Genomic DNA, 15,014 nt, shown 5'->3' with positions numbered 1-15,014 from the left:
GCTGCTGGAGTGCGGCAAGATCGGTTCATGCGAAGCGATCCGCTGTTGGACGAAGAAGTCGGGCCTAATATTTGCCAGCCGCTTGCGACGGAAGCCTGCGAGTTCGAACGATCTATGGCATCCGGACGAGGCAGCCGCGCTGATCGGCGGGAAAGGACACCGGCTCTGGCGTGCTTTCGACCAGGACGGTTACGTGCCCGACGAGACATACAGTCTCGACGAAACGCCAGGGCGGCCAAACGCCTAATCGCCGACGGCATTTGGCTCGTCAGATGTATGAGCTATGATCTGGGATATATCGACCTGGAGCAGAGGACCTTGCAAACCATCTACAACCCGTTCGGCACGAAGTTGTCACCGATGTCTTAGGTACGTTCTGTTGCCGATGTGTCCGGGTCGGACAAGAACTGGAATGGTACGGTTGGTGGGAATCGAACCTACGACCTCAGGTGCCACAAACCTGCGCTCTAACCAACTGAGCTACAACCGCACGGGAAGCGCCTTGCGCTTGGGGGCTCAAATACGGGCACGCCGACGAGATTGCAAGCCCCTTCTTGCTCTTCATGCGAAAAAGGGCCGGTCGACGCGCCCAGCCCTCATTTATATTGTCTTGCCGCAAAAGCACGCAGGCCGGAGCGGCAGTGCGGGTGATCAGGCAGCCTTGAAGGTCTTGAAGGTTTTTTCGGCGGCCGACCTGGCGGGCGCGGCGACCTTTTCGGCGACCTTCCGGGTCACTTCCTGCATGATCCGGGCCTGCTCGACGGCGACCTCGGCCTGCTTGCGCACGAATGCGGTCTGCAGTTCGAAGAGTTCGGAAACCGACTTCACGCCAAGCATCGCTTCCATGTGCGAGAGCGAATTCTCGGCGTTGGTGCGCATCGCCTCGATGGCGGTGAGGCCGAGCTCGACGGTGCCGGACTGGGCGTTCTCGAGGGTCGCCTCGACCGTCTTGGTCGCATCTTCGGCGGCAGCCTTCATCTTGGCATAGGCGTCCTTCGTCTGCGCCGCGCCCTTCTCGGCGAAGTCACGGAGGCTCTCGGTTACCTTTGCCGGATCGAATGCGGCAACGGAGAATACATCGTCAGTCTTCTTGTTTGCCATTTCCAGTCATCCTTGAATGTGGCCGCCCCGTGGGGAGCGCCAATTGCGATGACGCTCATATACGCCATCTTATTGTGCATTGCAACATGTTTGTGCGATGCACAACGTTAACCTTTCCGGCCGAAACCGTGGGAGGGAAAGCAGGCCGAAACTGGACCGGCCGGCATCGCACCGCTATTAATAAAGCGTTAAGCGTGCGGCAGTGGCCGCCCGGAAACCATAACAGGCTGCCGATGTCCGCTCATCAGTACCCCTTTATAGACGTTGCCGTCCATGAGCGGGTGCGGCTGCCGTTTGCGCGCGGCGATGCCGTCGTGCTGTTTTCGACGGACATGCGCGACGTGCTGTGGGCGAACGGACGCGGCGCGGCACTGTTCGGGCATGCCTCGATCTATGACTTCCTGGAGGCGCCGACGCCGGGCGACGTCGTGTTCCGCCAGCTCGCGGCCGCAGCGCGCCAGATCCCCCACAAAGGTATCGGGCGGAACCTGCTGCTGCGCATCGGCCCGAATTTCCGCGGCCAGCCGATGACCGTCCATGTCGAGCGTATCACGCTTGCCCCGGACGAAGACGCGATCCTGTTCTGCACTGCAATTGCAGCCAAGGACGAACCCGCGGCCGAACGGGCCGCATCGCTTCTCGACGGCTTCGACGACCCCGACACCCACATGGCGGTGCTCGACGGTGAGGGCGGCATCATTGCGGCCTCGGCCGGCTTCACCGGACTTGGCATCAGCCAGGAGGCAAGGCGGCGGATGGTTGAGGCGGCGCAGCGCGAGCGCGACGGGCTCGTGAAGCGGCCGGTACCGACGGGCAAGGGCCTGCTGCCGGCGGCCCTCGGCCGGATTTCGGCCGAGCCGCCCCTCAACCTGCTGCTCGCCGTGGAGACCATCCTTGGCCACATGGACGCCGAACAGGAGCCAACCGCGACCGCCACTGCCCCGGCCGCACAATCGGCCCCTTCCGGCGCAGTTCCGGAGGCGAGTGCGGCACCAGTTGCCGTTCAGACCGCTGCGCCAGTCGCTGCGCTGCCGCAAGAGATGAGCAAAGCGATCGCACAGGAGGAGCCGGGCGAAGACCAGCACAGGCAGGCGCTTCCCGCCAGTGCCGATGACGCGGCCGGAACCGACGCCGGCAAGAGTGGCGACAATCCGCCGGCCGCAACAGAAAGCGAAGCGAGAACACCGCTCGAGCCTGCACCGGCGGTGTCGGCATCCACGGGTGACGACAGCCGGTTCGTCTTCAATCCCGCTACCCGTCCGGTCCGGTTCGTCTGGAAGATCGACGCCGAAGGCGTGTTCAGCGAAGTCTCGGATGAGTTCGCCCGGGTGGTCGGGCCGCACTCCGCCGCCGTAATCGGAATGCCTTTCGTCGAGGTCGCCCACCGCTTCGATTTCGACGCCGATGGTGTCATCGCAAACCTGCTGCGCCGTCGTGATACCTGGTCGGGCAAGACGATCCTCTGGCCGGTCGAGGGGACCAGCCTGGCCGTCCCTGTCGATCTCGCCGCCCTTCCCACCTACTCGCGCAACCGCGAGTTCGACGGCTTCCGCGGTTTCGGAATAGTCCGCGTCGCCGACGTGGTCGAGGATCCGGATGCGCGAGGGCTGAAGCTCGGCGGCTTGGCCGCGGCGACCGAACAGGCGGACGAAGCCACAGCCGGCGAGACCGCGACGGCCGAAGCGCCGGCCTTGCCGGCTGCCGGCGCGGAGGACCCCGCGCAGACGCCGCCGCCTGCGCCGTCGGTACTCGATGCGCTCCTTGCCGGCGAGCAGGAAGAAGAAACGGCAGCACCATCCGATTCCCCGGCAGGCAGCCTGCCGGACGCCGATAACGCTGCCGACGAAAGCGACGACGAGTTCCGCGGCGAACGGCCGGCATTGCGGCTGGTTGAGCCCGACCGGCGCGCATCGGACAAGATCGTCCAGCTCGACGACCGGCGCGGCAGGCCAAGTGCCCTGACCACCGGCGAGCAGGCTGCATTCCGAGAGATCGCCCGGCACCTCGGCAAGACCTTCGGCAAGCGCCGGCCCGAGGATACGCATGCCGCGAGCGACGCCGAGCCCGGGCCGCCGGCCGCGGCGCCGCCAGAAGCTCACAAAGCTGCGGCATCAGACTTTGCTGCGGAAGTGAAACGCGCCGGCGAAGACGGCACCGGTCCACATGCCCCGGCCGAGGCAGGCCACACCGCTCCTGCCGATGCGCGCGAGGAGAGCCCGGGCCTCGAGATCGGCGACCACGCCGACGACATTCCGACCCGAACGGCGCCGATCGTGGCGCCGCGCGTTTCGATGGAGTACGGCCTCACCGCAGCGGTCGTCGATGCGCTGCCGGTGGCATTGCTGATTCACGCGGGCGACCGGCTGATCCATGCCAATCCGGAGTTCCTGGACCTCACCGGCTTCAATTCGCTGTCGGAACTGGAGCGCGCCGGAGGCCTCGAGGCCCTGCTCGACCGGCCGGAGGCGGATGACCGGGAGCACCCGGGCACGATGCTGCTTCGCCATGCCGACGGCGTCACCGTGGTACCGGTGAGGGCGCGGCTGCAGTCGGTGCGCTGGGAGAGCGGCTCGGCGCTGATGCTGGCGCTGTCGCCGACCGGGGCAAGCGTGGCAGACGCACCGGCGCCGGAGATGTCGGCGGCGGCCGCCTCCCTCCCGCACGAGCAGGAGGCCGAGACGCTGCGCAACGAGGCCATCGAACTGCGCTCGATCCTGGAGACGGCGACGGACGGTGTCGTCATCGTCGGTCACGACGGCGAGATCCGCTCGATCAACCGCTCCGCCAGCGCGCTCTTCAACTATGACGAGGACGATATCCGCGGCAGGCCGTTCGCGCTGCTCTTCGCACACGAAAGCCAGAAGGCCGTGCTCGATTACCTGGCGGGACTGTCCGGCCACGGCGTTGCGAGCGTGCTCAACGACGGGCGCGAGGTGATCGGCCGCGAGGCATCGGGAGGTTTCATTCCGCTGTTCATGACGATGGGCCGGCTGTCGTCCTCGAGCGGCTACTGCGCCGTCATCCGCGACATCACGCAATGGAAGCGCACCGAGGAGGAACTGCGTAATGCCAAGCGGGCGGCCGAGACGGCCAATGCCCACAAGAGCGATTTCCTCGCCCGCGTCAGCCACGAGATCCGTACGCCGCTGAATGCGATCATCGGCTTTTCCGACATGATGGCGAGCGAACGCTTCGGCCCGATCGGCCATCCCCGCTATGTCGAATATGCCAACGACATCGGCCGCTCCGGCCGGCACGTCCTCGACATCGTCAACGACCTCCTGGACATCTCCAAGATCGAGGCCGGCGAGATGGAGCTCGACTTCACCGCGGTCGGGCTGAACGAGACGGTCTCTGAAGCAGTGGCGCTGGTGCAGCCGCATGCCAACAGCCAGCGGGTGATCATCCGCACCTCGCTTTCGACAGCCGTGCCGCCGGTCGTGGCCGACCTGCGCTCGATCAAGCAGATCGCCCTCAACATCCTGACGAATGCGATCCGCTTCACGCCGTCCGGCGGCCAGATCGTCGTGTCGACCGCCTACGAGCCCAATGGCAGCGTCGTGCTGCGCATCCGCGACACCGGCGTCGGCATGACGCGCAGTGAACTGGAGCAGGCGATGAAGCCCTTCCGGCAGGTGACGACGGGAGCGCGCAAGCGTGGTGACGGCACCGGGCTCGGCCTGCCGCTGACCAAGGCGATGGTCGACGCGAACCGCGCCAGCTTCGCCATCAGTTCCAGCCCGAACCAAGGCACCCTCGTGGAAGTCACCTTTCCGTCGCCGCGCGTGTTGGCAGTCTGAGGCAATTGCGCTACTGCAGTGCGGCGCGGGCAGCCGCACTGCCTCAGGACGCCTGGACCCGCGCTGCCCGCCAGCAGAAAACAGCCGGCAAGGCAGACGTACCGCCCTTGCGGCACTGCGGACACGAGGAAACGTCGTTGCAGGTATTTTCCCGCATCGCCATGGCAAAGAACAAAAGCAGGCCGGGCGCTAATGCGCATCGCACGCTCGTCGGCACGGCGCTCTTCACCTCGCTGATCGTGCTCATGCCGATCATCGCCATCGTCCTGATTGCGGCCGGTGGGTCGGGTGCCGATTGGCCGCATCTGGTCAGCAACGTCCTGCCGCGCGCCACGTTGCGCACCTTGCTCTTGCTGGCCGGCGTTGGCGCCGCAACGGCGATCGTGGGCGTAACCACGGCATGGCTGACGGCGAGTTGTGAATTTCCGCTTCGCCGCCTGCTGTCCGTGGTCCTGGTCCTGCCGCTGGCGATCCCGTCCTATCTCTCCGCCTATGCGTTCGGCGAATTCCTGGACTACACCGGCCCGGTGCAGACCATCTTGCGGGCCGCATTCGGCTTTACCATGCGCCGGGAATACTGGTTTCCGGACATCCGCACGACCGGCGGCGCCGTGCTGGTGCTGTCGAGCGTGCTCTATCCCTATATCTACCTGGCGGCACGGGCGATGTTCCTGATGCAGGGACGCGCCGCCGCCGACGTCGCCCGCACGCTGGGGGCCAGCCCGCTTTCTGTGTTCGCCAAGGTGCAGATCCCGATGGCGCGGCCGGCGATCATGGTCGGCCTGACTCTGGTGGCCATGGAGACCCTGAACGATATCGGCGCCGTCGAGTACCTGGGCGTTCAGACGCTCACCTTCTCGATCTTCGACACCTGGCTCAACCGCGGCAGCCTCGCCGGCGCCGCGCAGATCGCCTGCGTCATGCTCGTCTTCGTCGTGGTGCTGCTTCTCGTCGAACGAGCCGCCCGCCGCCGCCAGCGCTTTGCAAGCAGCAAGACGACGGCAGCGGTTGCTGACTCGATCCGGCTCGACCTGAGGGGCTGGAAACGCTGGGCGGCGATGGTCGCGTGCATGGTGCCGCCGCTGCTCGGCTTTGCCATTCCCGTGCTCGTGCTCGGTTCCTACGCGCTCCGGCGGCTGGACCAGTTCGTGTCGCTGCGGCTGCTGTCGGCCTTCTGGCACAGTATCCTGATCTCGTTCACGACTGCATGCGCCGCAGTCCTGCTCGCCTTCCTGCTCGCCTATGCGGCGCGGAGCGCGCGCTCGCCGATCACGATGGTGGCAGGCCGCCTTGCTTCCCTGGGTTACGGCGTACCGGGGACGGTGCTGGCGATGGGCGTACTGATCCCCCTCGCCCGCTTAGACAACGGCATCGACGCGGTCGCGCGCGATTGGACCGGGATGTCGACCGGCCTGCTGCTCACCGGCAGCGGTTTTGCCATCGTCTACGCCTGCACGGTGCGTTTCCTCACAATGGCCGAGGGTACGATCGAAGCCGGCTTCCACAAGCTCTCGCCACACCTTGACATGGCCTCCCGCACTCTGGGGCGGACGAGCGGACAGACGCTGCGGACGGTGCTGCTGCCGATGATGCGGCCGGCGACGTTGACGGCGGCGCTCCTGGTCTTCATCGAGTCCATGAAGGAGCTGTCGGCGACGATCATGCTGCGCCCGTTCAACTTCAACACGCTGGCGACGCTCGTCTATGAAGACGCCTCGCGGGCGAAGGTCGAGGATGCGTCGGTGGCCTCGATCATCATCGTCGTGGCCGGGCTCGTGCCGGTGTTCCTCGTGTCGCGCTCGCTGAACGATACCAGCGGCAGCCGATAAAAAAAGGGCGGCCTTTCGGCCGCCCGCAACAATTCAATGCTGTCCAACTAAAGCGTCAGGTTAGACCTCATGCCATGAGGCGGTCGAGCCGCCGGACCGTCCTCACATTGGACGTGCTCAAGTCGGATTGACGATGGCCTTGCGCGGCTTAACAATTCCTTACCCAGGCGATTTTCAAGCCGCCGCACCATTCACTTCTCGTTGAAGTTGGTTAATCCGGGCGGCTTGAAACCGTTAACAGGCAGGACGGATCGGCAACCTCAACTCTTAAGTGCCGCCAGGTCGGCGAAGAGTTCCAGGGCCTCCGGGTTGGCAAGCGCCTCCTTGTTCTTGACGGGCCGGCCGTGGACCACCTCGCGCACCGCCAGCTCGACGATCTTGCCGGATTTCGTCCGAGGGATGTCGGCGACAGCCACGATCCTGGCCGGCACGTGGCGCGGCGACGCGCCGCTGCGGATGCGCGTCCTGATGGCCTTTTCCAGGTTTTCGTCGAGCACCACACCGGGCGCAAGCCGCACGAAGAGGACCACACGCACGTCGTCGTCCCAATCCTGGCCGATGCACAGCGCCTCGAGCACCTCCTCCATCTGCTCGACCTGATTGTAGATCTCGGCCGTACCGATGCGGACTCCGCCCGGGTTCAGCGTCGCATCCGAGCGCCCATGGATGATGATACCACCATGTTCCGTCCATTCCGCGAAATCGCCGTGGCACCACACATTGTCGAAGCGCTCGAAATAGGCCGCCCGGTACTTCGCCCCATCCGGATCGTTCCAGAACATGACCGGCATGGACGGGAAGGCCTTGGTGCACACGAGCTCGCCTTTTTCGCGCCGGACCGGCTGTCCATCCTCGTTCCAGACGTCGACGGCGAGGCCGAGCCCCGGCCCCTGGATTTCGCCGCGCCAGACAGGCTTCAACGGCACGCCGAGCACGAAGCAGGAGACGATGTCCGTGCCGCCGGAAATGGAGGCGAGTTGAACATCCGGCTTGATGCCTTCGTACACGAAGCTGAAGCCTTCCGGCGAGAGAGGCGAGCCGGTCGAGGTCATCAGGCGGAGCTTCGACAGATCATGGCTGGTGCGCGGCGTCAGGCCGCCCTTCCGGACCGCATCGATGTACTTGGCCGAGGTCCCGAAAACCGAAAAGCCTTCGTCGGCGGCATAGTCGAACAGCACGTTTCCATCCGGGTGAAACGGCGAGCCGTCATAGAGGCAGAGCGTGGCGCCGACGGCGAGCCCGGAAGCCAGCCAGTTCCACATCATCCAGCCGCAGGTGGTGAAGTAGAAGAGCCGCTCCCCTTCGTGCAGGCCGCAGTGGTAGCGGTGCTCCTTGAGGTGCTGCAGCAGGGTGCCGCCGACCGAATGGACGATGCATTTGGGCACACCCGTCGTGCCGGAGGAAAATAGGATATAGAGCGGGTGGCCGAACGGCAGGTGGCGGAAGGTTACGGCCACGGCACTGTAGGGCGCGACGAAGTCGGATAGGGTGATGCCGTTTTCAATCGAAGCGGCGGTGGCAACGGCATCGCCGGCATAGGGGATTACGAGCACCGGCACGCCGAGTTCCTGCGCCACTGCCTGGACCTTGGCGCCGACGTCCTGGCGCTTGCCGTTATACCAGTAACCGTCGCAGGCGATGAAGAGCTTCGGCTCGATCTGCCCGAAGCGGTCCAGCACGCCCTGCTCGCCGAAATCGGGGGAGCAGGATGACCAGATCGCGCCGAGCGAGGCTGCGGCGAGCATGCATGCGATCGTCTCCGGCATGTTGGGCATCATCGCGGCGACGCGGTCGCCGACGCCGATGCCCATGGCGGCAAACGCCTGCTGCAGGCGCGACACCTGGGCATGCAGATCATCCCAGCTCCAGCGGTAAGAAAGCTTGTCCTCGCCCCGGAAGATCAGAGCATCGTCGCTGCCGGTCCTTTGCAGCAGGTTCTCCGCGAAATTCAGCGTCGCGTCGGGAAAGAAGCGCGCTTCAAGCATCCGATCACCATCGACGAGAGCGCGCCCGCCGCGATCGCCGACCACCCGGCAGTCGTCCCAGACGGCCGACCAGAACGAGGCGCGATCCTCGACCGACCAGGCATGGAAATCCTCATAGCCGTGGAACCCACAGGCCTTCATGAACAGAGCCATCGGGCTCTTTTCCAGCACGTCGCGCGACGGCTCCCAAAGCGGTCTTTCCTGATTCATATGCTCCTCCACTCCAATCCCGCCTGTATAGCATGTTGCGGCGCAGTATGAAGTCGGCACAGCGCCGCGAGGGCTTGCATAACCGGCATTTTTCACTGCCCCTCATTTGATTTCTTCTTCCTGAAAGCCTATCCCCTGAGCAGGGCGCCAAACACGCCCGCGGACAACCGACCGTCGAGGCAAATGAGCTCTTACAATCTACTCCGCCCGGGTAACCTGCTGCGGCTGTTCCTGGCGATGGCCGGACTGGCACTGGTACTCCGCCTTGCCGGCCCTTATCTCATCTCGTCGGAGCGTGTCCAAAGCGAGATCGAAGCGCGGCTGTCGGGCTGGACTGATGCGCAGTTGAGTTTTTCCGGCGCACCCAGCTTCGCGTTCTGGCCGAACCCGCGGGTGGGGTTTGACAATGCTCGGTTGCGCAACCCGAAGCTGACGGAAAACGAGGGGGCCGACCTGCTGACCGCCGAGCATATCTCTGTGCGGTTCAGCATCATCGGTTCCCTGTTCGGCGGGCCTGACCTCGGAGAGGTCGAGTTCGTGCGGCCGGTGTTCCATGTTCGCCGCGATGCCGAAGGCAGGTCGAACTGGCAAGACGGCGGCAAGGCCGAAGAGACATCTGCCCAGTCGGTTCCCAAGCCCGCCACCATGATCGTTCGCGACGGTACGATCGTCGTCGACGACATGCCGCGGAACGAGCATTTCCGCATCACGAAAATCGAGGGGAAGATCGACTGGCCGGAGGCGTCCTCCGGCCTGAAGCTGTCCCTCCTGGGCGTGGTCGGGGGCAAGGTCATGAACTGGCGCCTGAGCGCCGACGAGCCGCTGGCCTTACTTCAAGGCGGCACCGGGGCGGTCCATACCTCGCTCAACTCCGATTTCCTCGGCATCGATTTCGACGGCACCGCCAACCTCTCGAAGGGTGTCTTCGCCACCGGTCGCGTCAGGATTGCAACACCTTCGCTCGGCCAATTCCTCGCCTGGCGCGGTGTGAACTGGGGGCAGGCAAGTGAACGGGACGCAATGACCGTCGAAGGCACGATGACTGCCAACGGCTACACCGCCCGGCTCGACCGCCTGACCCTCAGCATTCAGGGTTCGACGGCGAAGGGAATCCTCGATCTCAGCCTGCCCCCGAGACGCGCGCCCAAGGTCGGCGGCACCTTGGCCTTCGACCGGGTCGACCTACTATCGTTGCTGGAAGTCCTCGCGCCGCCCACGCAGGATGACGGCTCGCTTCCACCGACCGCCTTCGGCGGCATCGATCTCGATCTGCGCCTGTCTTCCGAAGAAGCCTTGATAGAACCGCTGGTCCTGTCCGATTTTGCAGCCGGTGTCCGTGCCAACGACGGCCGGGCCTCGCTGGATATCGGCGACGCCGCCCTGCTGGGCGGCAGGGTCAGCGGCCGGCTGGCGCTCAACCAGGGACACCCGAAGTCGGGCGGCGAACTGCAGCTTTCGCTGAACGACGTCGATCTCGGCGCGCTCGCCGGCCAGTTGGCGATATCAGGTCCGCTACCGAACGGGCGGGGCTCGGCGCACGTCGAGCTTTTCACCGATAACCCGTGGCGAGCGCTGGACGGGGCCGACCTCACCGGCATGTTCGCCCTACATTTTGACCATGGGGCAATTCCAGGGTTCGACCACACCGCCTTTGAGCAACTGGCCCATGGCAACGCCCCCTTCGGCATGAAGCAGGCCGCTGGCGGCAGCTTCGAGTTCACGGCCGCGACGCTCGAGGGCCGGCTGGACCATGGCCTGGCGGAGCTCTCCAGGGCAACCTTCGAGGGAACGGAGAAGACGCTCACCGTCTCCGGCATGATCCCCTATCGGGGCGGCAGCGTGGCGATGGCCGGCTCGATCCAGGATCGCCAGGGAGCGGACACGTCGGTGGTGAGCCCCAGGGTCAACTTCCTCCTCGGCGGCCCCTGGGCCGAACTGGTCATCTCGCCTCTGAAACCGTTGGCTGAACTTCCCGCCGACTGAGCGCGGCAGCCGTACCGGTCGGGAATCTCTGCTGGGAGCCTTTGGCGGCCCCTTACCTGCCGGCGAACGCCGCCTGCTCGTCGCGCTGGCGCTGCACCTCACGCCGTTTGGTCGTGACGGAGGCGACGACAACGCCGATCGTGACGAAGGCAATCAGGATGGTGCAGACCGCGTTGATCTCGGGGGTCACGCCGAGACGGACCTGACTGTAGATCTTCATCGGAAGCGTCGTGGCACCGGGTCCGGTGGTGAAGCTCGATATCACCAGGTCGTCGAGCGACAGGGTAAAGGCGAGCACCCAACCCGAGAAGACGGCCGGGGCGATGATCGGCAGGGTTACCTCGAAGAAGGTCCGCAAGGGCGTCGCCCCCAGATCGAGCGCCGCCTCCTCGATCGAACGGTCGAACGACAGCAGGCGGGACTGTACGACGACGGCCACGAAGCACATCGTGAAGGTGATGTGCGCGAGCGTAAGCGTCCAGAAACCACGATCGAAGCCGATCGCAACGAACAGCAGCAGCAACGACAGGCCGGTGATGACCTCCGGCATGACCAGCGGGGCGTAAACCATGCCGGAAAACAGAAGCCGCCCGCGAAACCGGGTGTAGCGTACCAGGGCGAGTGCCGCCATGGTGCCGAGCACGGTCGCGACGGTCGCGGAGATAAGGCTGACGCGGATGGTCACCCAGGCGGCATCGAGAAGCCCCTGGTTATGGAACAGCGCCACGTACCACTTTGTAGAGAAGCCGGCCCAGACGGTAACGAGCTTGGACTCGTTGAACGAGAAGATCACCAACAGGACGATCGGCAGGTACAGGAAGGCAAAGCCCAGCACGATCGAGGCGATGTTGAACCGTGACCAGCTTGGCATGCTATTTCCCCTGCTCGTCGGCTTTCGCCTGGATGTTCTGGAAGAAGACGATCGGCACGACCAGGATCAGCAGCAGCACCGTCGCAACCGCCGCCGAGACGGGCCAGTCGCGGTTGGAATTGAACTCCGTCCACAGCGTCTTGCCGATCATCAGCGTCTGCGACCCGCCCAGCAGGTCGGGGATGACGAATTCGCCGACCGCCGGGATGAAGACGAGCATGCAGCCCGCGATCACGCCCGGCACCGACAGCGGGAAGGTGACCTTCCAGAACGCGGTAATCGGCGGGCAGCCGAGATCCTGGGCAGCCTCGATCAGCGAGTGGTCCATCTTCTCAAGCGCCGAATAGATCGGCAGCACCATGAAGGGCAGATAGGAGTAGACGATGCCGATATAGATGGCCCAATTGGTGTTGAGAATGATCAGCGGCTCGTGGATCACGCCGATCGCCAGCAGGAACTGGTTGAGCAGCCCTTCCGGTTTCAGGATCGCGATCCAGGAATAGACGCGGATCAGGAAGCTCGTCCAGAACGGCAGGATCACCAGCATCAACAGCGTCGGGCGCAGGGTGCGCGGCGCCTGCGCCATGCCGTAGGCGATCGGATAGGCGATCAGCAGCGTCAGCAGCGTCGAAACCGTGGCGATCTTCAGGCTGGAGAGATAGGCGGTGTAGTAGAGCGCATCCTCGGCGAGCCAGGTGAAGTTGTCGAAGCTCAACTGCCGGATCTTCTCCATCGTGCCGGCGAGACCGTCCGCAAGCGAGAATACCGGCACATAGGGCGGCTGGGCGATCGCCGTGGTCGACAGCGAAATGCGGAAGACAATCACGAACGGGATCAGGAAGAAGAACAGCAGCCAGGCATAGGGAACGATGATGACCAGGCGGCGGAAGATGGCGGAGCCGAGCTTGGTCATCGTCTCAATCCCTCAGCACGACGCCGGCGGTCTCGGCAAAGGAGACCCAGACCTTCTCGTCGTAGCCGATCGGATTCTCCACTTCGCGCTGGGCGTTCAGCATCGAGGTCTTGACCACCTTGCCGCTCGGCAGCCGGACGTGCAGCACGGTCATGTCGCCGAGATAGCCGATATCCCAGATCTCGCCCTGCGAGGCGTTGACGCTCGGATCGGCTGGCGCGGTCCGGCTGATCCTCAGCTTCTCCGGACGGATGGCAAATGCAGCACTCGAGCCTGCCGACTGCCGGGCATCGCTCAGCGTACGAACGGTGAAATCGTCGCTGGCGATCTCGACGCGGCCGTTATCGGCGGACTTGACCTTGCCTTCGAGGATATTCACGTCCCCGATGAAGTCGGCGACGAAGCGCGAGTTCGGCGCTTCGTAGATCTCTGCGGGCGTGGCGACCTGGACGACCTTGCCGTGGCTCATCACGGCGATGCGGTCGGCCATGGTCATCGCTTCCTCCTGATCGTGCGTGACGACCACGAAGGTGAGGCCCAGTTGCTGCTGCAGGTCCATCAGTTCGAACTGCGTTTCCTCGCGCAGCTTCTTGTCGAGTGCGCCGAGCGGCTCGTCGAGCAGCAACACCTTTGGCCGCTTGGCCAGCGAGCGGGCGAGCGCCACGCGCTGGCGCTGGCCGCCCGACAGCTGCTGCGGCTTGCGCTGGGCAAACTGCTCGAGCTTGACGAGCTTCAGCATCTGCGCGACGCGCTCGGAGATCTGCGCCTTCGGCATGCCGTCCTGCCGCAGCCCGAAGGCGATGTTGCGCTCCACCGTCATGTGCGGGAACAGCGCATAGGACTGGAACATCATGTTGACCGGCCGCTTGTAGGGCGGGATGCCGGCGATGTCCTGGCCATCGAGGATGATCTCTCCGGAGGTCGGCCGCTCGAAGCCGGCAAGCATGCGCAACAGCGTCGACTTGCCACAGCCCGATGCCCCGAGAAGAGCGAAGAACTCGCGGTGGTAGATGTTGAGCGTCAGGTCGTCGACCGCGGTGAAATCGCCGAACTTCTTGGTGACGTTCTTGAAGGATATGTACGGCTTGGACTGTGGGTCGGCCCAGGGCGTGAAGGAGCGACGGATATTGCCGAGTGATTTCATGAACGATCCCCGATGATGCGCAGACGGCAAATTGCCCGGAAGGGTTTTCCGGGCAATCTGCATTTCCTGGGCTTACTGGCCGGTGACGACCTTGGTCCAGATGCGGGTGACCACCCGCTGCGTCTTCGGGTCGTAGGGCACCTTCGTGTAGAGCTTCTCCATCGTCTCCTTCGGCGGGTAGATCGCCGGGTCATCGAGGATCGCCTTGTCGACGAAGGCCTGCGAAGCCTTGTTGCCGTTGGCGTAGAAGACGTAGTTCGTGGCCTTGGCCGCGACTTCGGGCTTCATGATGTAGTTGATGAAGGCGTGCGCTTCCTCGACATGCGGCGCATCGGAGGGGATCGCCATCATGTCGAACCACATCAGGGCTCCGCCATCCGGAATCGAGTAATTCACCTCGACACCGGCGCCAGCCTCCGCGGCCCGGTCACGCGCCTGCAGGACGTCGCCCGACCAGCCGAGCGCCAGGCAGATGTCGCCGTTGGCGAGGGCGTTGATGTACTCGGACGAGTGGAACTTCCGGACGAACGGCCGCACCGAGGTCAAGAGTTCACCGGCCTTTTCCAGGTCGGCGGTGTCCTTGGAGTTCGGATCGAGGCCCAGATAGTTGAGAGCGGCGGGGATCGCCTCGTCGGCCGTATCCAGCATGTAGATGCCGCAATCCTTGAACTTGGCGGCGATCTCCGGATTGAAGAGCGCGTCCCAACCCGGCGCCGCATCCGTGCCGAGGATCTCCTTGGCCTTCTTCACGTTGTAGCCGATGCCGGTCGTGCCCCACATGTAGTCCACGGCATACTCGTTGCCAGGGTCATACACGGCGACGCGCTGTGAGATCTCGTCCCACATGTTGGAGAGGTTGGGCAGCTTGGACTTGTCGAGCTTCTGGAAAACGCCGGCCTGGATCTGCCGCTGCAGGAAGTTGCCGGTCGGCACGACGACGTCGTAGCCGGAACCGCCGGCCAGGAGCTTCGTTTCAACCGTCTCGTTGGAATCGAAGACGTCATAGACGACCTTGATTCCGGTCTCCTTGGTAAAGTCCGCAAGGATCGACTCGTCGATGTAATCGGACCAGTTGTAGACGTTGACAACCCGTTCTTGCGCGAACGCCGGAACGCCGGCGGCGCCGATCAGGACGGCGATGGCGGCAGTCGCCAAAAGATTACGTCTTTTCATGAATA

Annotated in this window: 9 protein-coding genes, 1 tRNA gene and 1 pseudogene; 4 read left to right on the top strand and 7 right to left on the bottom strand. The window is 64.4% G+C overall.

Annotated elements, in window-relative coordinates:
- Positions 1-246: 246 nt before the first annotated feature.
- Positions 247-369, top strand: a pseudogene (locus C7449_RS22520) (transposase); the annotation flags it as partial.
- A 44-nt stretch (positions 370-413) separates the two neighbouring features.
- Here the strand turns inward: C7449_RS22520 and C7449_RS06755 are convergent.
- Positions 414-490 (bottom strand) — tRNA-His (locus C7449_RS06755).
- A gap of 161 nt (positions 491-651) precedes the next feature.
- Positions 652-1,101, bottom strand: coding sequence for a phasin (locus C7449_RS06750; protein ID WP_108001996.1), 450 nt, complete (start codon positions 1,099-1,101; stop codon positions 652-654).
- Positions 1,102-1,334: 233 nt separating this feature from the next.
- Between C7449_RS06750 and C7449_RS06745 the strand changes: the two genes are divergently transcribed.
- Positions 1,335-4,901 (top strand): ATP-binding protein, encoded by a 3,567-nt coding sequence (locus tag C7449_RS06745; protein WP_108001995.1) that lies wholly within the window; start codon positions 1,335-1,337, stop codon positions 4,899-4,901.
- 161 nt (positions 4,902-5,062) lie between these two features.
- Positions 5,063-6,730, top strand: coding sequence for an ABC transporter permease (locus C7449_RS06740; RefSeq protein WP_108002091.1), 1,668 nt, complete (start codon positions 5,063-5,065; stop codon positions 6,728-6,730).
- 260 nt (positions 6,731-6,990) lie between these two features.
- On the opposite strand, the gene C7449_RS06735 is transcribed toward C7449_RS06740, so the two are convergent.
- Entirely contained in the window at positions 6,991-8,925 is a 1,935-nt protein-coding gene (locus C7449_RS06735) for an acetoacetate--CoA ligase (protein WP_108001994.1), read from the bottom strand.
- A gap of 237 nt (positions 8,926-9,162) precedes the next feature.
- Between C7449_RS06735 and C7449_RS06730 the strand changes: the two genes are divergently transcribed.
- A complete protein-coding gene (locus C7449_RS06730; RefSeq protein WP_170115813.1) occupies positions 9,163-10,908 on the top strand; it encodes an AsmA family protein in 1,746 nt (581 codons plus the stop codon).
- Positions 10,909-10,960: 52 nt separating this feature from the next.
- On the opposite strand, the gene C7449_RS06725 is transcribed toward C7449_RS06730, so the two are convergent.
- The 4 genes from C7449_RS06725 to C7449_RS06710 all read right to left on the bottom strand — a co-directional run bounded on the left by C7449_RS06725 (position 10,961) and on the right by C7449_RS06710 (position 15,009).
- Positions 10,961-11,779 carry an ABC transporter permease gene (locus C7449_RS06725; RefSeq protein ID WP_108001992.1) on the bottom strand — a complete coding sequence of 273 codons (819 nt, stop codon included), beginning with the start codon at positions 11,777-11,779 and terminating at the stop codon, positions 10,961-10,963.
- A gap of 1 nt (position 11,780) precedes the next feature.
- The gene (locus C7449_RS06720; protein WP_108001991.1) at positions 11,781-12,692 is read right to left on the bottom strand and encodes an ABC transporter permease subunit; all 912 of its coding nucleotides are present in this window, start codon (positions 12,690-12,692) and stop codon (positions 11,781-11,783) included.
- A gap of 4 nt (positions 12,693-12,696) precedes the next feature.
- On the bottom strand, positions 12,697-13,836 hold the full coding sequence (locus C7449_RS06715; RefSeq protein ID WP_108001990.1) for an ABC transporter ATP-binding protein: 1,140 nt from the start codon (positions 13,834-13,836) through the stop codon (positions 12,697-12,699).
- 72 nt (positions 13,837-13,908) lie between these two features.
- Positions 13,909-15,009, bottom strand: a complete 1,101-nt coding sequence (locus tag C7449_RS06710; RefSeq protein WP_108001989.1) for a polyamine ABC transporter substrate-binding protein — start codon at positions 15,007-15,009, stop codon at positions 13,909-13,911.
- Positions 15,010-15,014: the final 5 nt, after the last annotated feature.

This window comes from Mycoplana dimorpha, assembly GCF_003046475.1.
Classification (GTDB): Bacteria; Pseudomonadota; Alphaproteobacteria; order Rhizobiales; family Rhizobiaceae; genus Mycoplana; species Mycoplana dimorpha.
This window is presented reverse-complemented; position numbering and strand designations above follow the sequence as displayed.